Origin of the sequence: Actinocorallia sp. A-T 12471, assembly GCF_033875155.1 — a bacterium.
Classification (GTDB): Bacteria; Actinomycetota; Actinomycetes; order Streptosporangiales; family Streptosporangiaceae; genus Actinocorallia.
Window position 1 is genome coordinate 18,835 of the sequence record NZ_JAWZTE010000014.1, and the last position, 21,322, is coordinate 40,156.

21 protein-coding genes are annotated in these 21,322 nt (G+C 73.2%); 15 read left to right on the forward strand and 6 right to left on the reverse strand.

Annotated features, from left to right (window positions below):
- The first annotated feature begins 3 nt into the window (after positions 1-3).
- The 6 genes from R9X44_RS30125 to R9X44_RS30150 are packed head-to-tail and all read left to right on the forward strand — an operon-like array spanning position 4 to position 5,344.
- Positions 4-1,104 carry a class I SAM-dependent methyltransferase gene (locus R9X44_RS30125; protein WP_319817722.1) on the forward strand — a complete coding sequence of 367 codons (1,101 nt, stop codon included), beginning with the start codon at positions 4-6 and terminating at the stop codon, positions 1,102-1,104.
- Positions 1,101-2,141, forward strand: a complete 1,041-nt coding sequence (locus tag R9X44_RS30130) for an ABC transporter ATP-binding protein (protein ID WP_319817723.1) — start codon at positions 1,101-1,103, stop codon at positions 2,139-2,141. Before R9X44_RS30125 ends, R9X44_RS30130 begins: the two co-directional genes overlap by 4 nt.
- A complete protein-coding gene (locus R9X44_RS30135; RefSeq protein ID WP_319817724.1) occupies positions 2,138-3,178 on the forward strand; it encodes an oligopeptide/dipeptide ABC transporter ATP-binding protein in 1,041 nt (346 codons plus the stop codon). Before R9X44_RS30130 ends, R9X44_RS30135 begins: the two co-directional genes overlap by 4 nt.
- Before the next feature lie 3 nt (positions 3,179-3,181).
- Positions 3,182-3,457 (forward strand): hypothetical protein, encoded by a 276-nt coding sequence (locus tag R9X44_RS30140; RefSeq protein ID WP_319817725.1) that lies wholly within the window; start codon positions 3,182-3,184, stop codon positions 3,455-3,457.
- The gene (locus tag R9X44_RS30145; protein WP_319817726.1) at positions 3,454-4,380 is read left to right on the forward strand and encodes an ABC transporter permease; all 927 of its coding nucleotides are present in this window, start codon (positions 3,454-3,456) and stop codon (positions 4,378-4,380) included. Before R9X44_RS30140 ends, R9X44_RS30145 begins: the two co-directional genes overlap by 4 nt.
- Positions 4,381-4,411: 31 nt before the next feature.
- Positions 4,412-5,344 carry an ABC transporter permease gene (locus tag R9X44_RS30150; RefSeq protein WP_319817727.1) on the forward strand — a complete coding sequence of 311 codons (933 nt, stop codon included), beginning with the start codon at positions 4,412-4,414 and terminating at the stop codon, positions 5,342-5,344.
- 35 nt (positions 5,345-5,379) lie between these two features.
- Here the strand turns inward: R9X44_RS30150 and R9X44_RS30155 are convergent, their stop codons facing one another.
- The 3 genes from R9X44_RS30155 to R9X44_RS30165 form a co-directional block, all read right to left on the reverse strand.
- A complete protein-coding gene (locus tag R9X44_RS30155) occupies positions 5,380-6,201 on the reverse strand; it encodes an IclR family transcriptional regulator (RefSeq protein WP_319817728.1) in 822 nt (273 codons plus the stop codon).
- Positions 6,202-6,276: 75 nt separating this feature from the next.
- Positions 6,277-7,743 (reverse strand): dihydroorotase family protein, encoded by a 1,467-nt coding sequence (locus R9X44_RS30160; protein ID WP_319817729.1) that lies wholly within the window; start codon positions 7,741-7,743, stop codon positions 6,277-6,279.
- Between the two features lie 30 nt (positions 7,744-7,773).
- Positions 7,774-9,156 (reverse strand): FAD-binding protein, encoded by a 1,383-nt coding sequence (locus R9X44_RS30165; RefSeq protein WP_319817730.1) that lies wholly within the window; start codon positions 9,154-9,156, stop codon positions 7,774-7,776.
- A 277-nt stretch (positions 9,157-9,433) separates the two neighbouring features.
- On the opposite strand from R9X44_RS30165, the gene R9X44_RS30170 reads away from it, so the two are divergent.
- The 6 genes from R9X44_RS30170 (at position 9,434) to R9X44_RS30195 (ending at position 15,209) form a co-directional block, all read left to right on the forward strand.
- Positions 9,434-10,621, forward strand: coding sequence for a CoA transferase (locus R9X44_RS30170; protein WP_319817731.1), 1,188 nt, complete (start codon positions 9,434-9,436; stop codon positions 10,619-10,621).
- Positions 10,618-11,421 carry an HpcH/HpaI aldolase/citrate lyase family protein gene (locus tag R9X44_RS30175; protein ID WP_319817732.1) on the forward strand — a complete coding sequence of 268 codons (804 nt, stop codon included), beginning with the start codon at positions 10,618-10,620 and terminating at the stop codon, positions 11,419-11,421. The genes R9X44_RS30170 and R9X44_RS30175 overlap by 4 nt, the downstream gene beginning before the upstream one ends.
- 41 nt (positions 11,422-11,462) lie before the next feature.
- Positions 11,463-12,290 carry a cyclase family protein gene (locus tag R9X44_RS30180; protein WP_319817733.1) on the forward strand — a complete coding sequence of 276 codons (828 nt, stop codon included), beginning with the start codon at positions 11,463-11,465 and terminating at the stop codon, positions 12,288-12,290.
- Positions 12,287-13,699 carry an MmgE/PrpD family protein gene (locus tag R9X44_RS30185; RefSeq protein ID WP_319817734.1) on the forward strand — a complete coding sequence of 471 codons (1,413 nt, stop codon included), beginning with the start codon at positions 12,287-12,289 and terminating at the stop codon, positions 13,697-13,699. Before R9X44_RS30180 ends, R9X44_RS30185 begins: the two co-directional genes overlap by 4 nt.
- A 164-nt stretch (positions 13,700-13,863) precedes the next feature.
- Positions 13,864-15,030 carry a cytochrome P450 gene (locus tag R9X44_RS30190; protein WP_319817735.1) on the forward strand — a complete coding sequence of 389 codons (1,167 nt, stop codon included), beginning with the start codon at positions 13,864-13,866 and terminating at the stop codon, positions 15,028-15,030.
- A complete protein-coding gene (locus R9X44_RS30195; RefSeq protein WP_319817736.1) occupies positions 15,024-15,209 on the forward strand; it encodes a ferredoxin in 186 nt (61 codons plus the stop codon). The genes R9X44_RS30190 and R9X44_RS30195 overlap by 7 nt, the downstream gene beginning before the upstream one ends.
- A gap of 4 nt (positions 15,210-15,213) precedes the next feature.
- Here the strand turns inward: R9X44_RS30195 and R9X44_RS30200 are convergent, their stop codons facing one another.
- Complete coding sequence (locus R9X44_RS30200; RefSeq protein ID WP_413774999.1) at positions 15,214-16,035, reverse strand: SAM-dependent methyltransferase; 822 nt, start codon at positions 16,033-16,035, stop codon at positions 15,214-15,216.
- A gap of 80 nt (positions 16,036-16,115) precedes the next feature.
- Here R9X44_RS30200 and R9X44_RS30205 point away from each other — a divergent pair, with 80 nt between their 5' ends.
- Entirely contained in the window at positions 16,116-17,300 is a 1,185-nt protein-coding gene (locus R9X44_RS30205; protein ID WP_319817738.1) for a cytochrome P450, read from the forward strand.
- Positions 17,301-17,693: 393 nt separating this feature from the next.
- Here R9X44_RS30205 and R9X44_RS30210 read toward each other — a convergent pair whose 3' ends face one another.
- Positions 17,694-18,662, reverse strand: coding sequence for a VOC family protein (locus R9X44_RS30210; RefSeq protein ID WP_319817739.1), 969 nt, complete (start codon positions 18,660-18,662; stop codon positions 17,694-17,696).
- Positions 18,663-18,965: 303 nt separating this feature from the next.
- Here R9X44_RS30210 and R9X44_RS30215 point away from each other — a divergent pair, with 303 nt between their 5' ends.
- Both R9X44_RS30215 and R9X44_RS30220 read left to right on the forward strand, forming a co-directional pair.
- Positions 18,966-19,844 (forward strand): nucleoside hydrolase, encoded by an 879-nt coding sequence (locus R9X44_RS30215; RefSeq protein WP_319817740.1) that lies wholly within the window; start codon positions 18,966-18,968, stop codon positions 19,842-19,844.
- A gap of 50 nt (positions 19,845-19,894) precedes the next feature.
- Positions 19,895-20,422 carry a DinB family protein gene (locus R9X44_RS30220; RefSeq protein ID WP_319817741.1) on the forward strand — a complete coding sequence of 176 codons (528 nt, stop codon included), beginning with the start codon at positions 19,895-19,897 and terminating at the stop codon, positions 20,420-20,422.
- Here the strand turns inward: R9X44_RS30220 and R9X44_RS30225 are convergent.
- A complete protein-coding gene (locus R9X44_RS30225) occupies positions 20,349-21,152 on the reverse strand; it encodes a DUF72 domain-containing protein (protein WP_319817742.1) in 804 nt (267 codons plus the stop codon). The genes R9X44_RS30220 and R9X44_RS30225 overlap by 74 nt on opposite strands.
- Between the last annotated feature and the right edge of the window lie 170 nt (positions 21,153-21,322).

Here is a 21,322-nt window from a genome sequence, read left to right on the forward strand (position 1 = left end):
CACATGTCCCCGGACGAGACCGCCGTCCCCGACGGCATGAACCCCGCCGTCAGGCTCCACCAGCGCGGCCGCGCGGAGCTTGAGTTCCTGGCCGCGCACCGGGCCGCGCTCGCGCCGCTGCGCGCGCGGGTCAGGGCGGTGGTGGAGGGCGTTCCCGAGGTCGCGGCGTGGGAGGGCGATCCCACCGCGCCGATCGAGGGGCTGCGCGCCGCGGCGGACCGCGCCGTCGCCGACCGTCCCGAGCAGGCGGTCGTCGGCGCGGCACTGCGCTGGAACCGGCGCTCGCTCACCCCGCGCGCGGTCGCGGCGTTCACCGAACGCCGCGCCGAGCTGGGGGAGCTCGCCGCCGCGCCGGACCCGACGGCGATCCTCGACCGGGGACAGGAGGCGGTGCCGCGCTACTGGAAGTACGAGTTCCACGGCACCGAAGGAGGCTGGGACGGGCACGCGCACATGGGGTTCGTCCACCACGAGCTGGTGTACCGCTACCTGCTCGTGCCCGCCTACGGCGACATCTTCCGGCAGCGCGGCGCGGTCGCGGCGGCCGCGCCGCGCGACAGGTACTCCGCGATCTGCGACCTGGGCTGCGGAACCGGCCAGTACACGCTCAAACTCGCCCAGACCTACCCGGACGCGGCGATCACCGGCGTCGACCTGTCGACGGCGTCGCTGCGCTACGCCCAGCGGCGGGCCGCCGACCGGGGCCTTGCCTGGACCCTCGTGCGGGCCCCCGCCGAGGACACCGGGCTCCCCGAGGGCGGCTTCGACCTCGTCACGTCGTTCATCCTGCTGCACGAGCTGCCGCCGCACGCGATCCGCGCGGTGTTCGCCGAGGCGTTCCGGCTGCTCGCCCCGGGCGGCGACCTCGTCTTCTCCGACGTCACCCCCTACCGGCGACGCGCGGGGCACCAGGCGTGGCTCGACGACTGGGACGCAGAGAACGGCAACGAGCCGTGGTGGCGTACCGCCGCGACGGCCGACCTCGTCGCGGTCGCCGAGGCCGCGGGCTTCACCGACGTGCGGCAGGAACCGCTCGGCCCGGGGAACTACCCGTGGCTGACCATCGCCCGACGCCCCGCGCACCCCGGACAGGAGGCGGCATGAAGACAAGACTGCCGGCGACGGCCACCGCGCCGCCCGCCGACGCCGCGCAGGGCCCCGACGCCCTCGTGATGGACGGGGTGCGCGTGTCGCTCCCGTCCGGGCGCGGCCCCCTGCGCATCATCCGGGACGCCACGTTCCGGGTGCGGCGCGGCGAGGTCGTCGCCCTGGCCGGGGAGTCCGGCTCGGGCAAGTCGACCTCGATCCTCGCCGCGCTGCGGCTGCTGCCGCCCGGCGCGCGGGTCGACGGCTCGATCGTCCTCGACGGCCAGGACGTCCTGGCCACGCCGCGCCGGGAGATGCGGCGGCTCCGCGCGAGCCGGGCACGGCTGATCTTCCAGGACCCCTGGCGGTCGCTGCACCCGATGAAGCGGATCGGCGCGCAACTTGTCGAGTCGGCCCGCACCGCCGACCCGTCGCTGTCGAAGAAGGCGGCGGCCGAGCTCGCCGAGGCGATGCTGGCGCGGGTCGGCATCCCCGACCCCGCCTCGCGGATGGCGTCGTACCCGCACGAGATCTCCGGCGGCCAGTCCCAGCGCATCGTGATCGCGATGGCGCTGGTGGCCCGCCCGTCCGTCCTGTTCTGCGACGAGCCCACCACGGCGCTCGACGTGACCACCCAGGCCCAGATCCTTGAGCTGCTGCGCGAGCTGAACCGCGACCTCGGCCTGTCCATCGTCATCGCCACCCACGACCTCGACGTGATCACCGACCTCGCCGACCGGCTCGTCGTCATGTACGCGGGCGAGGTCGTCGAGTCGGGCCCGACCGCCGAGGTGCTGGCCAGGCCCCGGCACCCCTACACGTTCTCGCTGCTGCGCGCCGCGCCCGGCGCGCAGACCGGCGGACGGCTCCACGCCATCGAGGGCCGCCCGCCGGGACCCGCCGAGGACGTGCCGGGCTGCGCCTTCGCGGCCCGCTGTCCCAGCGCCGAGGACGTTTGCGTCTCGGCCCACCCTGCGCCGCGCGAGGTCGTCCCCGGACGGATCACCGCGTGCCTGCGCGCGGAGGGCTACGGCCCGATCGGAGGAACACCGTGACACAGCAGCCCGTCGCGAGGGTCGCCGACCTCGTCAAGGAGTTCAGGGTCGGCCGCGGCCGTGTCCTGCGGGCCGTGGACGGCGTCTCCTTCGAGGTCGGCAGGGGCGAGACCCTGGGTCTCGTCGGCGAGTCCGGCAGCGGCAAGACGACGGTCGCCCGGATGCTCATCCGCCTTGAGGAGCCGACGGCAGGACGCGTCGAGTTCGAGGGCCGTGACGTCACCGCCCTGAAGGGCGGGCCGCTGCGCGAGGCGGTCCGGCGGCGGATGGCGATGGTCTTCCAGAACCCGTCGACCTCGCTCAACCCCTACCAGCGCATCGGCGACGTCCTCGCCGAACCGCTCAAGGTCCACGGGGTCGGCGACGCCGCCGACCGTGCGCGCGCGGTACGGGAGATGATGGAACAGGTCGGGCTCGACCCGGCCTTCGCGGGCCGCTACCCGCAGGAGCTGTCCGGCGGGCAGCGCCAGCGCGTCGGCATCGCCCGCGCCCTCATGCTCGACCCGTCGCTGATCGTCGCCGACGAGCCGACCGCGTCGCTCGACGTGTCGGTCCAGGCCCAGGTCGTCAACCTGCTTCAGGACCTCCAGCGCGACCGGGGCCTGGCGTACCTGTTCATCACCCACGACCTCGCGCTCGTGCGGCACCTCAGCCACCGCGTCGCCGTCATGTACCTCGGCAGGGTCGTGGAGATCGGGCCGGTGGCCGCGCTGTTCGCCGAGCCCGCCCACCCCTACACCGCGGTGCTCGCCTCGATGCAGCGCGACGCCGAGCACAGGATCGTGCCGCGCGGCGACATCCCGTCGCCGATCGACCGGCCGTCCGGGTGCGCGTTCCGCTCCCGCTGCCCGCTCGCCCGCGAGCGGTGCGCGACCGAGGCGCCCGCGCTCGCGCCCGTCGCCGAAGGCCGTCAGGCCGCCTGCCACTTCCCGGGCGAACTGCGCCTCGCGGGCGTCGACCTGCACCGCGCGCTTCCCGAGCCGCCGCCGCTGGTCCGCCCGGACTCCGCCCTGCTGACCGTCAAGAAAGGGGGGTGAGCGATGCCAGGCTTCGCCGCCGACGACCCCGTCTACCTGACCCGCCCGGAACACCTCGACGGGCTGTTCAACGCCCTCATGGAGGTCGCCTCCGAGGTGTGGGTCATGCGTGACCGCTGCACCGTCCTGGAGCATCTGCTCGCCGAGCGCGGCTCGGTCACCGCCGCCGATCTTGACGAGTTCCAGCCGGACGGCGACCTCGCCGCCCGCCTCGCCGCCGACCGCCGTGCCTTCCTCGGCAGGATCGTCGAAGCCGCGGCCTCGGGCGGGCCGCGATGACCGGCTACCTCGTCCGCCGCCTGCTCATGCTCGTCGTCGTCGCGTTCGGCGTCACCACGTTCCTGTTCGTCCTCGCCCGGCTGTCGGGCGACGCCGCGGAACTGCTGACCCCGCCCGACGCCAGCGCCGCCGTCGTGGAGGCGACCAGGGAACGGCTCGGCCTCGACGCGCCGGTCCTCGTGCAGTACTGGCACGCGCTCGTCGGGTCGGCGACCCTCGACTTCGGCCAGTCGTTCGCGTTCCACCAGCCCGCCGCCGCGATGGTGTTCGAGCGGATCGGCGCGAGCCTGTGGATCGTGGTGCCCGCGCTGCTGCTCGCGGTGCTGCTGTCGTTCGCGATCGGCGTCGCCGCCGCGCTGCGGCCCAGCCGGGCCAGCGGCAGGCTGCTGATGACCGCGACGTTCCTCACCGGCAGCGTCCCCTACTTCTGGATGGCGCTGCTGCTCGTCCTGCTGTTCGCGGTGAACCTCAAGTGGCTGCCCGCGACCGGCAGCGGCGGCATGACGAGCCTGGTGATCCCCGTCCTGGTGCTGACGCTCGCGGCGGTCGCGACGACCGCGCGGCTCGTGCGCGGCCAGCTCCTCGACTCCTTCACCGAAGGGCACGTGCTCACCGCGCGCTCCAAGGGCGTGCCCCCGTGGAAGGTGCTCCTCGGCCACGCCCTGCCGGGGGCGCTCCCGCCGCTGCTCGGCTGGCTCGGCATCGAGTTCTCCTTCCTGTTCAGCTCACTGCTCGTGCTTGAACCCCTGCTCGGCTACAACGGGCTCGGCGCGCTGCTCATCCGCAGCGTCACCAACCAGGACTTCCCCCTGGTCCAGGCGAGCGTGTTCTGCATGGCGATGCTCATCACCCTGGTCAACATCGGCATGGACGTGATCGTCCGGCTCGTCGACCCAAGGCTGCGCGCGAAGGCGGCGGCATGACCGCCGGGCGACCGACCTCCAGGAGGCCATCATGACGACGGCGACGACCGAAGTCTCCAAGCACCGCGCGCCAAGGGCCGCGCGCAGCCGCTCCCGGGCCGCCGAGATCGCCGCCCGCGTGTGGGCCGACTCCACCGGCAGGATCGCGGTGCCGCTGCTCGGCGTGCTCGTGCTCGTCGCGGTGTGCGCGCCGCTGCTCGCCCCGTTCGACCCCGCACAGCAGAACCTCCAGGCCGCTAGCCAGGCCCCGTCCTGGCTCGGCGGGCAGGGCGGGCACCTGCTCGGCACCGACACCCTCGGCCGCGACGTGTTCAGCCGCATCCTGTTCGGGCTGCGGCTCAGCATGGTCGTCGGCGTCGTCACCGCCACCGGCGCGGCGCTGTTCGGGCTTGTGCTCGGCCTGCTCGCCGGGTACTTCGAGAACAGCCTCGGCATCGTGCTCATGCGGGTCGCGGAGATCCAGTTCGCGGTGCCCTTCGTGGCGGTCGGCGTCGCGCTCGCGGCGGTCGTCGGGCCCGGCATCGTCAAACTGATGATCATCCTCGCGGTGTGGGGATGGGTGAACTATGCGCGCACGATCGTGAACTCGGTGTCACAGACCAAACGGCTCGACTTCGTCACCGCCGCGCGCACGATCGGCGCGCGGACCCCGGCGATCCTGTTCCGGCACATCGCGCCGAGCGTGCTCGGACCCGTCGTCATCCTGTGGTCGACCAGCGCGGGCGTCCTCATCCTCGTGGAGAGCGCGCTCAGCCTGCTCGGCCTCGGCGTCCAGCCGCCCGGGTTCTCGCTCGGCAGCATGCTCGCCGACTCCCGCACGACGCTGCGCCTCGCCTGGTGGGCGACGGTCTTCCCCGGCGTCGCGATCATGCTGCTGGTCGTCGCGTTCAACCTGCTCGGCGACGCCGTCCGCGACGCGCTCAACCCGTCCGCACGCGGAAAGGCCGACCCGGAACTGTGGTGAGGCGTCCCGTTGGGCCCGGGCCGGAGGGTCCGGGCTCAGCGGGCTTCGGGGGAGCGCAGCCAGGCCCAGCTGCGGTTGATCTCCTCGGCGGCGGCCAGGACGAGCTCGCGGTGCCGGCCGACGACGTCGGGGGTGAACCGGTGGGCCGGGCCGCACAGGCTGATCGAGCCGTGCGCCTCGCCGTCCGGGCCGAACAGGGGGGCGGCGATGGACCCGGCGTCGGACTGCCGCTCGCCGATCGACACCGCGACGCCCTCCCTGGCGATCCCGGCGAGCTCGGCGCGCAGCGCGTCGCTGTCGGTGACGGTCCGCTCGGTGATCGGCTCGAGCGGCCCGGCCAGCACCGCCTCACGCCGGTAGTCGGGCAGGAACGCGAGGATCGCCTTGCCGGACGAGCCCGCGTACAGCGGGAACCTGCGCCCGACCTCGACCGTCATCTTGACCTCGCGCGGGCTCTCGAACTGGGTCAGGTAGACCCGCTCCTCACCGACCAGCCCGGACAGCGTGGTCGTCTCGCCGGTCTCGTCGCGCAGCCGCCGCAGCACGGGCAGCGCGGCGGTGCGCGCCTCGAACCTGGACAGCGCGCTCGCGCCGAGCGCGACCGAGGCCGGCCCGAGCCGGTACCCGGGGATACCGGGGTCGGTCTGCAGCATCTCCCGCGACACCAGCGACTGCAGGATGCGGTGCACGACGGCCTTGGACAGGCCGAGCTCCCGGCTGATCGCGCTGACGCCGAGGTACTGCGGCCCGCCGACGAACAGCAGCAGCACGTCGGCGACGCGGGCCGCGGTCTCGGTGCCGGAGGGCTCGGGGGCGGGGCGCGGGGCCGCCCTTCCGGCGGCGGTCTTGTCCGTCACGTCATGATCCTAAGGTCGTGGGGATACGGCGAGGCCCCGCCTCCGGGGAGCGGAGACGGGGCCGGCGCGTTCGGGTCAGCGCCCGCGCGGGACGTAGCGGCCGGTCGGCCCGCCGACGATCTTCCCGTCGGCCAGGACGCGCGCGCCGCGCACGAAGGTGTCGGTCACCCGCGCGGTCATCGCGAAGCCCTCGAACGGGGTGTACTCCTGGGTGGACTCGGAGTCGGCGGCCCTGACCGTCCAGGACGCGTCGGGGTCCACGAGCGCGATGTCGGCGTCCAGGCCCTCGGCGAGGTCGCCCTTGCCCAGCAGGCCGTAGCGGCGTGCCGGGTTCGCCGAGGTGAGGCGGGCGATCGCCTGGAGGGACAGCCCGCGCTTGGTCCCCTCGCCGACGAGCCCGGGAAGCAGGTACTCGGCGCCGCCGAAGCCGGACTTGGCGAGGAAGATGTCGTCGCGGTCCGCGCCGAACTTCATCTCGTCCTTGCAGCAGGCGTGGTCCGACACGACCCAGTCGACGTTCCCGGCGAGCACGTGGCCCCACAGCGCCTCGACGTCCTCGCGCTCGCGCAGCGGCGGGTTCACCTTGCCGCCGAGTCCGTGCGCGGTGTCCACGTCGGCGAGCAGGTGGCCGATGGTGACCTCGCGGCGGAAGTCGACGTGCGGGAACGTTCCCGCCATCGTCATCGCCGCCTCCATCGCCTTGCGCGAGGTCAGGTGCAGCAGGTTGATGTTCGGCAGGCCGGTCTCGTGCGCGAGGTAGGAGGCGATGGTGACGGCGAGGCCCTCGGAGTGCGGGGGACGCGAGGCGCTGTAGGCGCGCAGGCCCGTCAGGGAGCCGTCCTGCTCGACGAGCTTGGTGTAGGCCGTCATGATCTCGGCGGTCTCGCAGTGCAGCGACAGCGACAGGTGCGGCGCGTAGTCGGTCAGGATCTCCCGCGCGTTCTGCACCCCGCGCATGACGAACTCGAAGTGCGCGAGGTCGTAGCGCTCGTTCTCGGGGATCATCAGGAAGTCGCTCTGGCTCGTCGAGCGGCCGTGCAGCCCGTGGCTGCCGTAGAACATGAAGATCTTGAACGACGTGACGCCGTGCTCCTCCACGAGGTACGGGATCTCGCCGATGTGCTGCGCCGACATGGGCGCGAGGTGGAAGGCGTAGTCCACGTACGCCTTGCCGTCGGACGCGGCGAGGACCTCGGGGAAGAAGTCGCGGTAGGAGCCGCCCTTGTTCAGGTAGTACTGGCCGGTCCGCATGTAGGTGAGCGCGGTGGTGACGCCGCCCTGGGCCGCCGCCCGGCTCTCCGTCGCGGTGTCGACGGCCAGTTCGTTGTAGATGCCCCAGTGCTGGTGGGCGTCCACCACGCCGGGGAAGGCGAGCAGACCGCGTCCGTCGACCACCTCGGCGGCGTCGTCGGCGGGGATGTCCGGCGCGATCCGCACGATCTTGCCGTCGTTGACCGCGATGTCGACGGGCGGGGGCGTCCCGTCGGCGTCGCCGGGCCGGACGGCGCGGACGCTCTTCAGCAGCAGTTCGATGGACGCCATGGAAACTGTCCTCCAGGGGATCGGAGCGGGTCAGCGCCCGAGGGCGCGGGCGAGGTGGTCGGCGGCGAGGTAGGCGAGGCCGAAGGCGGGCAGCAGGCCGTTGCCCGGCAGGTAGCCGTCCGCGCCGTGGCCGGAGATCCCGGCCGCCGCGCCCCCGGCCGCGTACAGGCCGGGGATCGGGGTGTCGGAACCGTTGACGACGAGGGCGTCCTCGTTGACGATGAGGCCGCCCTGGGTGTGGAAGAGCGCGGGCAGCACCCGGACGGCGGCGTAACGCGGCTCGAGGGGGCGTTCCCAGTGGACGCGGCCGTGCGGGTCGGCGGCCTCGCCGCGCGCGGCGGCGGCGGACGCGGCGAGTTCGGCGGCGAGGGGTCCGGCGGGCAGGCCGGTGACCTCGGCGAGCGCGGCGGCGTCGTCGGCCCACAGGATGCGGCCCGCGCTGTCCACGTCGCGGAAGTCCTGGAACGCCTGGCACTCGTCGTAGATCGTCTTGTCGATGACGATCCAGCCGGTGCCCTCGGGGCGTGCGGCGAGTTCGGCGGCGTACTCGGAGTAGCCGCGGGTCTCGTCGCCGAAGCGGCGGCCGGTGCGGTCGACGAGGACGCCGCCCCGGATGATCGTGGCCCAGCCGAGCAGGGTGCCCGCGCCCGCCGCGACGGCGGCGTGGCCCTGGTAGGCGTCGAGGAAGCCGGTGGCCGCGCCCAGGCGTGCGCCGATCCGCAGCGCGTCGCCGCGCGAGTGCTCACCGCCCTGGTACAGCGCCCCGGCGATCTCCGGAAGGTACTTGTCGACCAGCGCGCGGTCGGCCCCGTAGCCGTTGGTGGCGAGCAGGACCGCGCGGGTCGGGATCTCCTCCTCGGTGCCGTCCGGCAGGCTCACGACGGCGGCGTTGACCGCGCCGTCCTCGCCGGTGCGCACGTCCACCAGGCGGGCGGGGATCAGCAGGTCGATGTCCGGGTGCTCGCGCACGCGGCGGGCCAGATGGTCGATGACGGACGTGCCGTGCCGGCCGGGCAGCGAGTGGCAGCGCGGCACGGAGTGGCCCGGGTAGTTGAAGTCGGTCACCAGGGACAGCGGCAGCCCGACGCCGTCGGCGAGCCACTCCACGAGCGGCGCGCTGACGGCCGCGAGGGTGCCCGCGAGACGCGCGTCGGCCCTGCCCTTGGTCTTGGCCATGATGTCGGCGACGAACGCCTCGGGGGAGTCGGCGACCCCCGCCTCGGCCTGCCAGCGCGAGCCCGCGCCGGGGAACATCGCGGTGGACATCGAGGTGTTGTTGCCCCTGCGGAAGTGCTCGCTGCACTCCACGACGAGCACGCTGAGGCCGTGCTCGGCCGCGCGCAGGGCCCCGGCGAGGCCGCCGCCCGCGCCCGCGACCACAAGGTCGGGGCCGGTGAAATCCGTTGCGCTCATCGCGTCAGCTCCGTGCCTTCCTGCGCGCCGCCGCCCGCGGTGCGGGGTCGGACGGCTGCCCTGTTCTTGTTCCGCTCACAGGAACGACGATCTGGCTACGCCTTATCGTGACATCCGCCGACCGCCCGGGTCAATCTCCTGGACGAACTTGACGATACGCCGTGATCAGTGCGAACTTGGGCTTCCCCGGCCGAAGGGCATGACCGATCAACGGCTCTTCGTCGTTCCGCTAAGAGGAACGAGGCGGCGGGGTGACGAGGAAAGGAAGGTGCACGCCATGGCACGCGCCCTGGAGGGCCTGCGGGTCATCGACACCGCGACGCTGTTCGCCGGACCGCTTGCCGCGACGCTGCTCGGCGACTTCGGTGCCGAGGTCGTCAAGGTCGAGCACCCCAGGGGCGACCCGGTCCGCAGCCACGGCGCGAGCAAGGACGGCGTCGGCCTGTGGTGGAAGATGATCGGCCGCAACAAGAAGGCGATCACCCTCTACCTCGGCTCGCCCGAGGGCCAGGAGATCTTCCGCGCGATGGTCGCCGACGCCGACGTCGTCATCGAGAACTTCAGGCCGGGCACCCTGGAGAAGTGGGGCCTCGGCTACGACGCGCTGAGCGCGATCAACCCCGGGCTCGTGCTCGCCCGCGTCACCGGGTTCGGCCAGTTCGGCCCGTACGCGGGGCGCCCGGGGTTCGGCACGCTCGCCGAGGCGATGAGCGGCTTCGCCGCGATCACCGGCGAGCCCGACGGCCCGCCCACCCTGCCGCCGTTCGGCCTCGCCGACGGCATCACCGCGCTCACCACCGCCTTCGCGGTGATGACGGCGCTGCGCGCCCGCGAGCACACCGGCCGCGGCCAGGTCGTGGACATGGCCATCATCGAGCCGATCCTCACCCTGCTCGGCCCGCAGATCATCGCCTACGACCAGCTCGGCGTCCTGCAGGAGCGCACCGGGAACCGGTCGTCCAACAACGCGCCGCGCAACACCTACCGGACCCGCGACGGCAAGTGGGTCGCGGTCTCCACCAGCGCCCAGTCCATCGCCGAGCGCGTCATGCGGCTCGTCGGACGACCCGAGTTCGTCGCCGAGCCGTGGTTCGCCTCGGGGGCCGAGCGCGCCCAGCACGCCGACGAGCTCGACGCGGCAGTCGGCGGCTGGATCGCCGACCGCGACAGGGCCGAGGTGATCGCCGCGTTCGAGGAGGCGCAGGCCGCCGTCGCGCCGATCTACGACGCCGCCGACGTGCTCGCCGACCCGCAGTTCGCCGCGCTCGGCACGATCGCCACGGTCCCCGACGACGAACTCGGCCCGGTGCGGATGCAGAACATCCTGTTCCGGCTGTCGGAGACGCCGGGCGAGATCCGCTCGACGGGCCCCGCGCTCGGCGCGCACACCGAGGAGTTCCTGGCCCGGTACGGGGTCACCGCCGAACGCCTCGCCGACCTGCGCGCCAAGGGCGTCGTCGGATGATCAGGTCGTGGCTGTACGTGCCGGGCGACCGGCCGGACCGGATCGGCAAGGCGCTCGACGGCCCCGCCGACGCCGTCGTCATCGACCTTGAGGACGCGGTCGCGGCGGCGGCCAAGGAGGCCGCCCGCCGCGCCGCGCTCACCGTGCTCGGCGACGGCCGGGCCGCCTACGTGCGGATCAACGATCCGGCGTCCGAGCCCGGCCGGGCCGACCTCGCCGCGCTGGCCGCCGCGCCGGGCGCGCTCGCGGGGGTCCGCGTCCCCAAGTGCGAGGACCCCGGCGAGCTGCGCCGCGTCGCCGACGCGCTGGGCGTCCCGGTGTTCCCGCTCGTGGAGTCCGCGCGCGGCGTCGAGAACGCGTTCGCGCTCGCCACCGCGCACCCGCTGGTCCACGGCATCTCCCTGGGCGAGGCCGATCTCGCCGCCGACCTGCGCGCCGACCGGGCCGCGCTGGCCTGGCCGCGCTCCCGGATCGTCGTCGCCGCCCGCGCGGCGGGGCTGCCGAGCCCCGCGCAGAGCGTCTGGACGACCGTCCGCGACCTCGACGGCCTGCGCGCCGACACCGTCGAGGGCCGCGCCGCGGGCTTCTTCGGCAGATCCGTCATCCACCCCGCGCAGATCCCCGTCGTCCACGAGGTCTGCGCCCCCGACCCCGCCGAGACGGCCTGGGCCCGCGACCTCCTGGCCCGCGCCGACACCTCGGGTTCCGCCTGGATCGACCCGTCGGGCCGCTTCGTCGACCGCGCGGTCCTGGAACGCGCCCGCTGGCTCACCGCCCTCGCCGACGCCCCCAACCCCTGACCGCTGACAACTCCGAGCACCCCAGAGGACGAGGAAAGCCGATGTCCCAGACCACCGCACGTGATCCGCTGCTGGCCGCCGTGGCCGCCGGGGTCCGCCTGATCGAGCTCGGGCAGCCGTTCTTCACCGGCATGCCGTGTTCGCCCAACCACCCGGGCTTCCGGATGACGCTCATCCGCCGTCACGGCGACATGGAACGGCCCGACGGGGGGTCGGCGGCCAACGAGATCATCGTCACCGGCGGGCACGTCGGCACGCACATCGACGCGCTCTCGCACGTCAGCCACTGCGGTGAGCTGCACGGCGGGATCGACGCGGCCGAGGCGCAGAAGGGCGGGGCGTTCAGCGCGCTGGGCGCGGAGACCCTGCCCGGCCTGCTGCGCCGGGGCGTCCTGCTCGACGTCGCCGCCGTCCACGGGGTCCCGACGCTTCCCGCGGGGTACGGCGTCACCGTCGCCGACCTCGAGGCGGCGGCCGAGCGGGCGGGCGTCGCGCCGGGCGAGGGCGACGTCGCGCTGATCCGCACCGGCTGGGCGCGGAACTTCGGCGACGCCGACACCTACCTGAGCAAGGCCGCGGGCGTGCCCGGCGCGACGGTCGAGGCGGCCCGGTGGCTCGCCGCGCGCGGGATCGTCGCGACCGGCGCGGACACCACGGCCTACGAGCAGATCCCCGCGGGCGCGGGCCACGCGGTGCTGCCGGTGCACCGGTTGCTGCTCGTGGAGAACGGCATCTACATCATGGAGCACCTGAACCTCGAGGACCTCGCCGAGCAGGGCGTGCACGAGTTCGCGTTCGTGCTCGCGCCGCTGCGCATCAAGGGCGGCACCGGCTCACCCGTCCGTCCGCTCGCGGCGGTGAGCGCGTGAGCACCGCCGTCGCACTCCTCGGTGATTTCGCGGCCAAGGTCCGCGCCGAAGGGCTGCCGCCCGAGCTGCGCGCGGACGCCGCCCGGAGGGTACTCGACGTGCTCGGCAACAGCCTCGCCGCCACCGCGGAGGCCCCGGCCAAGGCCGTCGGCGCGCTCGTCGCCGAGTGGGGCGGCGCGGGCCGCTCGACCGCGCTCGGCCATGCCGCGCCGCTGCCCGAGCCGAGCGCCGCCCTGCTCAACGGCACCCTCGCGCACTCGCTCGACTTCGACGACACCCATCTGCCCTCGGTCCTGCACCCGTCGGCGTCGGTCGTGCCCGCCGCGCTCGCCGTCGCCGAGGCGCGCGGCGCGTCCGGGGCACAGCTCCTGGACGCGATCGGGGTCGGCGTGGAGATCGCCGTCCGGGTCGGCATGGCCGGATACGACCCCGGCCTGGGCAACTCGGTGTTCTTCGAACGCGGCCTGCACGCGACCGCGATCTGCGGCGCGCTCGGCGGCGCGGCGGCGGCCGCGATGCTGTCCGGCCTCGCCGCCGACGGCGTCGCGCACGCGCTCGGCATCGCCGCGAGCATGGGTTCCGGCCTGCTCGAGGCAAACCGGACCGGCGGCACCGTCAAGCGGGTGCACTGCGGCTGGGCGGCGCACGCCGCGGTCACCGCGGCAGGGCTCGCCCGCACCGGCCTCACCGGCCCGCCGACCGTCCTCGAGGGCCGGTTCGGCCTGCTCCAGGCGTTCTGCGGCGACAAGTACCACCTCGAACCGCTCCTCGACGGCCTCGGCGAGCGCTGGGAGCTGCCGGGGATCTTCTTCAAGCCCTACCCGTGCAACCACTTCACCCACGCCGGGATCGACGCGGCGCGCAGGCTGCGCGCCAGGGGCTTGGACGTCACCGCGATCGAGCGGATCGACCTCGGCGCGCCGACCCCGGTGCTGCGCACGATCGGCGAGCCGCGTGAGGACAAGATCCGGCCGAGTTCTGGGTACCACGCGGCGTTCTCCGGCCCGTACACGGTCGCCGCCGCGCTGCTCGGCGGCGGAGGGCTCGGCCTGTTCCACGAGGACTTCACCGACGCGGCCGCCGCCGACCCCGCGCGGCTCGCGCTCGCCGCCAAGGTGCACTGCGCCCCCGACGCGCGCTGCGATGAGATCTTCCCGCATCAGTTCCCCGCGGTCCTGCGCGTCACCCTCACCTCGGGCGAGGTGCTTGAGGAGCGCGTCGACGTCAACCGGGGCGGCCCCGGCGACCCGCTGACCGCCGACGAGCTCGCCCTGAAGTTCCGCCTCAACGCGACGCGCCTGCTCACCGACGTCGAAGCCGACGAGGTGACCGCGCGCACCTACGGCCTCCCCGACGCCCCCGACCTCACCGCGTTCACCCGCGCGCTGAGGGCCCCGGCGTCACGGTGAGGTGTCGCCGCCGCCCGTCCCACGCGGCGGGCGGCGGCGTCGCCGTGGGGGCCCTGTCTTTGCTGGTATGGAAGTCTCACTCTGAGAGTCTTGATCTTCTGGTGGAGGCGGCTTACTTTCTGGGCGAAACCGGCGAAGGGAACGTCATGGTGCAGACACCGGAAATGCCGACTAAGCGGGAGGATCCGCTTGGGCTTCCTGTCGGGCTTGAGGAGTTCAGGGACGGGCCGCCCGCGCGCGTCAGGCTCGCCGACGGGGGTACCGCGTGGCTCGTCGGCGGGCATGCCGAGGCGCGTGCCGTGCTCGCGGACCCGCGCTTCAGCGTTGACGACTCCGACCCGGCCTTTCCGAAGCTGCTGCCCGTCCCGGCCGTCAAGGGCGCGCTGTCGTTCCTGCGGCTTGACGACCCCGACCACGCGAGGATGCGCAAGATGCTGGCCGCCGAGTTCACGGTTCGGCGGATCAACCAGCTCAAACCGTCGATCGAGGAGGCCGTCGACGACCTCCTTGACGACATGTTCGCGCAGGGCCCGCCCGCCGACCTCGTCGCCGACTTCGCGCTGCCGCTCCCGTCGCTGGTGATCTGCCTGCTGCTCGGCATCCCCTACGAGGACCACGACTTCTTCCAGCGCGCGAGCCTCGAGTTCCTGAACGTCGAGGCGGACCCGGCGATCGCCGTCGCCGCCGCCGAACGGCTGTACGGCTACCTCACCGACCTCATCGCCGCCAAGGTCGCCGCGCCGACCGACGACCTGCTCGGCAGGGTCACCGCCCACGTCAGGGAGGGCACGCTCACCGAGGAGGAACTGGTCCTCATGGCCCGGCTGCTGCTCATCGCCGGGCACGAGACCACCGCCAACATGCTGTCCCTCGGCACGTTCACGCTGCTGCGCACGCCCGACCAGCTCGCCAGGCTCAAGGCCGACCCGTCGTACGCGCCCGCGGTCACCGAGGAGCTGCTGCGCTACCTGTCGATCGTCCACTTCGGCCTCGCCAGGACCGCACGCGAACCCGTCGAGGTCGGCGGGGTGCGGGTCGAGGCGGGCGACGGGCTCGTCGTGTCGCTGTCGGCCGCCAACCGGGACCCCGCGCACTTCGAGGGCGACCCCGAGACGTTCGACGCCTCACGCCCGCCAGGCCACCACGTCGCGTTCGGGTTCGGGATGCACACCTGTATCGGCGCTGCGCTGGCCAGGCTTGAGATGAACGTCGCGCTGCCGAGGCTGTTCGAGCGCGCTCCGGGGCTCGCCCTCGCCGTCCCGGCCGAGGAAGTGGTGTTCCGGCCCGAGCAGTTCGTCTACGGGGTCGCGGCCCTGCCCGTCACATGGTGAGCGTCCGGGCCGACCTGGCGGCCTGCCGCGGCGCGGGCCAGTGCGTCTTCACCGCGCCCGACATGTTCGACCAGGACGACGCCGACGGCACAGTCGTGATCCTGCCCGTGGAACCCGATCCCGACCTCGCGGCAAGGGCCGTCCGGGCCTGTCCGAACGGCGCGCTCGCGCTGGGCTGACGGCTCAGGGCACCCGCGCGACGACCCCGTGCATGCAGATGTCCCCGGGCCGCGCGCGCTGGCGCTCGGGCACGTTCGGCTGCCAGTGCGGCAGGGTGATCACGCCGGGGTCGACGAGTTCGAGCCCCTCGACGAACCCGGCGAGGTCGGCCGCCGTCCTGAGCCGGAAGGGGATGCCGCTCTGCTTGTTGACGACGTCGTGCTCCTCCACCGGGGAGGCGAGGTCGTCGCTCGTGGCGTGGGACAGGGCGATGTAGCTGCCCGGCGCGAGCGCGGCGCGCAGGGTCCGCAGGATGTGGTGCGCCTCGGCGTCGTCCTCGAGGAAGTGGAAGACCGCGAGCAGCATCAGCGCGACGGGCTTGGACATGTCGAGCGTCTTGTACAGCTCGGGCAGTTCGAGGATCTTCTCCGGCTCGCGCAGGTCGGCCTGGAGGTAGGCGGTCCTGCCCTCGCGCGAGCTGTTCAGCAGCGCGCGGGCGTGCACCAGGACGATCGGGTCGTTGTCGACATAGACGACGCGGCTCTCGGGCGCGATCTCCTGGGCGATCTCGTGCACGTTGCCCGCCGACGGCAGGCCCGCGCCGATGTCGAGGAACTGCCGGACCCCGGCCTCCTCGGCGAGGTAGCGGACGGCGCGGTGCAGGAAGCGGCGGTTCTCGATGGCGGAAAGGCGGATCGTCGGGAAGGCGTCGGCGATGATGCGCGCGGACTCGCGGTCGGCGGTGAAGTTGTCCTTGCCGCCCAGCCAGTAGTCGTACCGCCGTGCCGGATGGGCACGCGAAGCGTCGATCCCCCGAGGCACCCGTTCGATATCCACAACCGGCATTCTCCTGTAAAACCGGCGCGATTGGTACATGATCGTCTATGACGCCCCGCACGACCGCCCCTCGTCCCAGAAGGCAGCCCATGGACCTGCACTACAGCCCGTTCGACTTCGCGATCCAGAAGGACCCGTACCCGGTGTACAAGCGGATGCGGGAGGAGGCTCCCGTCTACCGCAACGAAGAGGACGACTTCTACGCGCTGTCGCGGCACGCCGACGTGGTCGAGGCGCTGAAGGACTCCGAGCGGTACTCCAGCAAGAACGGCCTGCGCCTCGAGCCGGCGTTCTGGGGTCCGCAGGCCGAGCAGATCTTCTCGTTCGTGGCGATGGACCCGCCCCGGCACACCCGGCTGCGGTCCCTGGTGCAGAGCGCGTTCACCAACAAGCGGGTGCAGGCGCTCGAACCCCGGCTGCGCGAGATCGCCAGGGGCCACCTCGAGCCGCTGCTGTCCGGCGACGCCTTCGACCTGATGCACTTCGCGGGCGGCTTCCCGACCGACGTCATCTCCGAGCTCGTCGGGGTGCCCGAGGCCGACCGCGCCAAGGTGCGCGACCTCGGCATGGCGATCATGTACCGGGAGCCGGACGGAGGCCCGGTGCGGGACCTGCCGCCGTCGGCGATGGCGGCGGTCGGGGCGCTCGTCGGCTACTACACCGAGCTGACGATCGACCGGGCCAAGGTGCGTCAGGACGACCTGCTGTCCGGCCTGCTCGACGCGGCCGAGGGCGACGACAGGCTGACGCCCGAGGAGGTCGTGTCGATCCTCATCCTGCTGGTCGGCGCGGGCATCGAGACGACGATGCTGCTGCTCGGCAACGCCTGGCACGCCGCGTGGTCGCACCCCGACCAGAAGGCGCTCGCGCTCGGCGGCAGGATCGAGGACTGGGTCGAGGAGACGCTGCGCTACGACCCGCCGTCGCAGACCATCGCGCGCACCACCGTCGCCGACGTCGAGGTGCACGGGACTGTCATCCCGGCCGAGTCGCGCATCCTGCTCATGACGGGCGCGGCCAACCACGACCCCGAGGTCTTCGAGGACCCCGACGCGTTCGTGCTCGGCCGCGACACCTCAGGCTCCCTGGCGTTCGGCTACGGCCGCCACCACTGCCTCGGCTCGATCCTCGGCCGCCTTGAGGCGCGCATCGCGCTCCAGACGCTCAGCTCGGCGATCGCCGACTACGACATCGACGAGGACAGCGCCGTCCGCGTCGGCTCCTCGAACAACCGAGGCTTCGCCTCCCTCCCGACGAGCTTCACCGCCCGCTAACGCGGAGAAGGGCCCGCCAACGAAGCCGGACCCTCCTCCGGACACCCGCCGCACCCACAACGCGGCCGCGCACAGGGCCCGCCCACAAGGCGGGCCCTTCTTGCGCCTGTCGCCCGCGTAACGCGGGCGTGCGGGCCCGCCGACGAAGGCGGGCCGCTTGTCGCGCCTTGTGACGCGGGCTCGCCGACGAGGCGGGCCCTTCTTGCGCTTGTCGCGCGCGTAACGCGGGCGTGCGGGCCGCTTGTCGCGCCTGTGACGCGGGCTCGCCGACGAGGCCCGTCTTGCGCCGGAGCGCGGGCCCGTCGGCGACGCCGGGTCCAGGTGCGGTGGTCGCGGCCCCCTGGTGCGGGTGGTGCGGGCGGTCCGGGGGAACCGGGCCGCCCGCGTTGGGGGTCAGGGGAGGAAGCTGGTGTGGGCGACTTCGAGGGAGATGCCTGCCGCGCGGTGCAGGGAGACCATGGGGGTCGCGGCGGCGAGGCGGGTGAAGCCCGTCGCGTCGAGCTGGGCGCCCGCGGCGGGGACGTCGGCGGTGAGGAAGACCGGGTAGAACGGGGTGTTCGTGGTCGTGCAGCCGTTCAGCGGCAGCGCGGGGGCCTGGGTGACGATGCTGACGTACGGCGCGTTCGTGCTGCCCAGCTCGACCGTCTCGTGCACGAACACCGAGGACCCGTCGCCGAGCGCCCACGGCATGTCGTAGGCGACCTGCGGCGCGAAGAAGATCCCCGAGATCTGCGCGACCTGCGACCTGACCGCCGCGAGCGGGCACGGCAGGATCGAGATGTTGCGGACCTTGCCCAGGTCGATGCCGGGCGGCTGGCCCGCGTCCTGCCCGGTCGGCGCGGCCGAGTTCTCGATGAGCTGCACGAGCACCCCGCCCGAGCCCTTCCAGAACGAGAACGCGCCGCTGTCGGCGACCCGCTGGAAGCCCGCGCCGACGAGCCGCGACGCCGCCGCGTCCACGTCCGGCACGGTGTAGGACAGGTACGGCTTGGCCTGCGACGGCGTCGCCGACCAGGGCCCGGGCGCGTTCGCCTGGAGCAGCTCGAGGTGCGGCGCGCCGCGCAGGGTGCGGGCGCGGCGCATCTCGATCCGGGACGTGCCGTGGCCCGCGACGGCGACCACCGGCTGGGTCGTGCGGATCTGCGTGAACCGGTTGCCCGTGCCCTTGCGCAGCTTCCACACCGCGGCGTTGATGTCGGCGACGGCGAAGCCGACGTGGTCGGGCGCGCCGAGCGGTCCGGTTCTCGGCCGCTCGACGGCGGAGTGCCCGGTCGTCTCGGGCACCGCGGGGCCGGGGAAGGCGAGCGCGAACAGCGGCACGAGCCCGAGTGCCAGCGCTCGCCCGATCTTGGAAACCTGCACGAATCTCTCCATACGTGTCTGCTGACCGAGGGACCCGAGGCCCGCGGCGTCCTCCGAGACGCGCGCACGCCTACGGGACGGCGCAGTGCCGTCGCGGTCAGTGCGGGGGGACCGACCGCTAATGTCCGGTCGGCCACGATGGGTGATGATTAAATCACTTCCAGCAGTCAATGTTGCAGAAATCGCAGGATCAGTCACTCTGTGAGAGTTTCTGGGGCTTGGTGGGCGTCCAAAAACCCTTCGCGGGCAGGGCCGTCACCCGGCTAGGCTCACCGCGTCTCCCGCCCTCCGAGGGAGGCTTGTGTGCTTGACCTGCTGCTCGACATCGAGACCCAGGACCCCGACGACGTCCTCGCGCTGTGCCTGCTCGCCGGACACCCGCGCGCGCACCTGCGCGCGGTCACGGTCACGCCCGGCTCGGCCGACCAGATCGGGCTCGTCCGGCGGGTGCTGGATCTGCTCGGCCGCCCCGACGTGCGCGTCGGCGGCCGCGACCCGGGCACCGGCCGCGACCACGTCTCGGGATTCCACCGCAAGTGGCTCGGCGCATGGCCCGCCGCCGACCCCGACGCGCCCGCCACGCGGGTCCTCGCCGACGCGCTCGCCGCGCACCCCCGTGCCGTGCTCGTCACCGGGGGCCCGCCGCACCACCTCGGCGCGCTGCTCGAGGAGCACCCGGACCTGCGGCTCGACAGATGGGTCGCCCAGGGCGGCTTCGCCGGCGACGCCCTCGTCCCGCCCGAGCACCGGCTTGAGAAGTTCGCGGGCAAGGACGTGTGCCCGACGTTCAACTTCAACGGCGCGCCGCGCGCGGCCCTGGGCGCGCTGTCGTCCGCCGCGATCGGCCGCAGGGACCTCGTGTCGAAGAACGTCACGCACGCCGTCCGATACGACCGCGCCTTCCACGACCGTCTAGCCCCGCACGCGGCGGACTCGCCCTCGCTCGCGCTCATCCACCGGGGCATGGAGCTGTACCTGCGCCGCAAGCGGGACGGCAAGCTCCTGCACGACCCCACGGCGGCCTGCTGCGCGCTGGACCCGGAGATCGCCGTCTGGGCCGAGGCCGAGGTGTACCGCGAGCCGGGCGGCTGGGGCGGCCGCCCGGCGCCGGGCTCGGGGACCTTCCTGACCGTCGCCCTCGACCACGAGGCGTTCTTCCGCGCCTTCGCCGGGCTGGACTGAGCGCGTAAACCCGGGTGCGGCGCGGGCGCGCGGTCGGGCAGACTGCCGGGATGCCCACGCCGCGCGCCGCCCTGCTCCTGCACCAGCTCGCCGTCGCCGAGGCCCTGCTCGACTACCACCTCGACGGCCTCGGCGACGCCGAGTGCCTGTGGGAGCCGTCGCCGACGTCGTGGACGGTCCGTCCGGACGGCGCGGGCGGCTGGGCCGCCGACTGGGCGGACACCGAGCCCGACCCGGTGCCCACCCCGACGATCGCGTGGCTGATGTGGCACATCGACCTGTGGTGGACCGCCGCGCTGCGCGAGTGCTTCGGCGTCCCGGGCCCCGAAATGCCCGTCTGGCCGGGCTCGGCGACGGCGTCGGCGGCGCGGCTGCGCGCGCTCGTCGCGGCTTGGCGCACTTGTCTCGACGGGGTCGCCGACGCCGACCTCGACACCCGGTCGGTGACCCTTTTCGGGCTCGCTCAGCCGCTCTCTGACGCGCTCGCGTGGGTGACCGTCGAGCTCACGAAGAACGTCGCGGAGATCGGCTCCCTGCGGCTGCTGTACGCCGCGCACGCCGCGTCGCGGGCGCGCTGAGCCCCGCCGCGCGGGCGAGGTCGCGGAACCGCTCGGCGTCGCGTACGGCGGCCCCGCCTTGGTCGTTGTTGAAGTAGACGTAAGCGCGCTGGAAAGGGCCGCCTTCGCGGAGCCGGTCGAGCCAGGTGCGCAAGGCACGGTCGCCGTAGTGCGGACGGGGTTCGGCCGCGCCCTCGTGGAAGCGGAGGTAGGCCCAGTCGGCGGTCCTCCACAGCGGGCTCTGCGGACGGCCCAGCCGGTCGGCCCACGTCAGGGCGGCCCCGCGCGCCTCGAGGACGCGGCGGACGTCGTCGGTCCACCACGAGGGGTGCCTGGGCTCCACGGCGACCCTGACGCGGCGCGGAAAGGCGCGCAGGCACCCGTCGAGGCGGTCGGGGTCGCCGCGCATCGTCGGCGGCAACTGCAGCAGCACGGGCCCCAGGACGGCCCCGAGCCCTTCGGCGGCGTCCATCAGCCGCCGGACGGGCTCGGCGGGATCGCGCAGCCGTTTCATGTGCGTGAGGTACCTGCTCGCCTTGACCGCCATGACGAAGCCGCCGGGAAGCGCGGCCTTCCAGTCGGCGAAGGTGTCGTGTGAAGGCAACCGGTAGAAGGCGTTGTTGTTCTCCACGGTCGGGAACCGCTCGCCGTAGTACGCGAGCCACGCCTTCTTGGGCACGTCCCTCGGATAGAACCCGCCACGCCAGTCGTCGTACATCCACCCGGACGTCCCCACGAGCAGTTCGGACACCGCGCACACCCCCGAAGGCCGTCATATCCGGACGTGACATGGATGAAGCCCAAATCCGGGTCGAATGCCTCTGCACAACTCGGGCCGGACGCCGTCAACGATCCAGCCTTCGTGAACCGGAATGGCAAGAAAATAACGAATCTTGTTCGTATATGCCGGATGTGGCGGGA

Coding starts and splice junctions, on each gene's coding strand:
- R9X44_RS30160 (WP_319817729.1), bottom strand. CDS start 7,743: ATGGCGTCCATCGAACTGCTGCTGAAGAGCGTCCGCGCCGTCCGGCCC.
- R9X44_RS30140 (WP_319817725.1), top strand. CDS start 3,182: ATGCCAGGCTTCGCCGCCGACGACCCCGTCTACCTGACCCGCCCGGAA.
- R9X44_RS30205 (WP_319817738.1), top strand. CDS start 16,116: ATGGACCTGCACTACAGCCCGTTCGACTTCGCGATCCAGAAGGACCCG.
- R9X44_RS30130 (WP_319817723.1), top strand. CDS start 1,101: ATGAAGACAAGACTGCCGGCGACGGCCACCGCGCCGCCCGCCGACGCC.
- R9X44_RS30150 (WP_319817727.1), top strand. CDS start 4,412: ATGACGACGGCGACGACCGAAGTCTCCAAGCACCGCGCGCCAAGGGCC.
- R9X44_RS30180 (WP_319817733.1), top strand. CDS start 11,463: ATGTCCCAGACCACCGCACGTGATCCGCTGCTGGCCGCCGTGGCCGCC.
- R9X44_RS30165 (WP_319817730.1), bottom strand. CDS start 9,156: ATGAGCGCAACGGATTTCACCGGCCCCGACCTTGTGGTCGCGGGCGCG.
- R9X44_RS30170 (WP_319817731.1), top strand. CDS start 9,434: ATGGCACGCGCCCTGGAGGGCCTGCGGGTCATCGACACCGCGACGCTG.
- R9X44_RS30195 (WP_319817736.1), top strand. CDS start 15,024: ATGGTGAGCGTCCGGGCCGACCTGGCGGCCTGCCGCGGCGCGGGCCAG.
- R9X44_RS30190 (WP_319817735.1), top strand. CDS start 13,864: ATGCCGACTAAGCGGGAGGATCCGCTTGGGCTTCCTGTCGGGCTTGAG.
- R9X44_RS30220 (WP_319817741.1), top strand. CDS start 19,895: ATGCCCACGCCGCGCGCCGCCCTGCTCCTGCACCAGCTCGCCGTCGCC.
- R9X44_RS30145 (WP_319817726.1), top strand. CDS start 3,454: ATGACCGGCTACCTCGTCCGCCGCCTGCTCATGCTCGTCGTCGTCGCG.
- R9X44_RS30125 (WP_319817722.1), top strand. CDS start 4: ATGTCCCCGGACGAGACCGCCGTCCCCGACGGCATGAACCCCGCCGTC.
- R9X44_RS30200 (WP_413774999.1), bottom strand. CDS start 16,035: ATGCCGGTTGTGGATATCGAACGGGTGCCTCGGGGGATCGACGCTTCG.
- R9X44_RS30175 (WP_319817732.1), top strand. CDS start 10,618: ATGATCAGGTCGTGGCTGTACGTGCCGGGCGACCGGCCGGACCGGATC.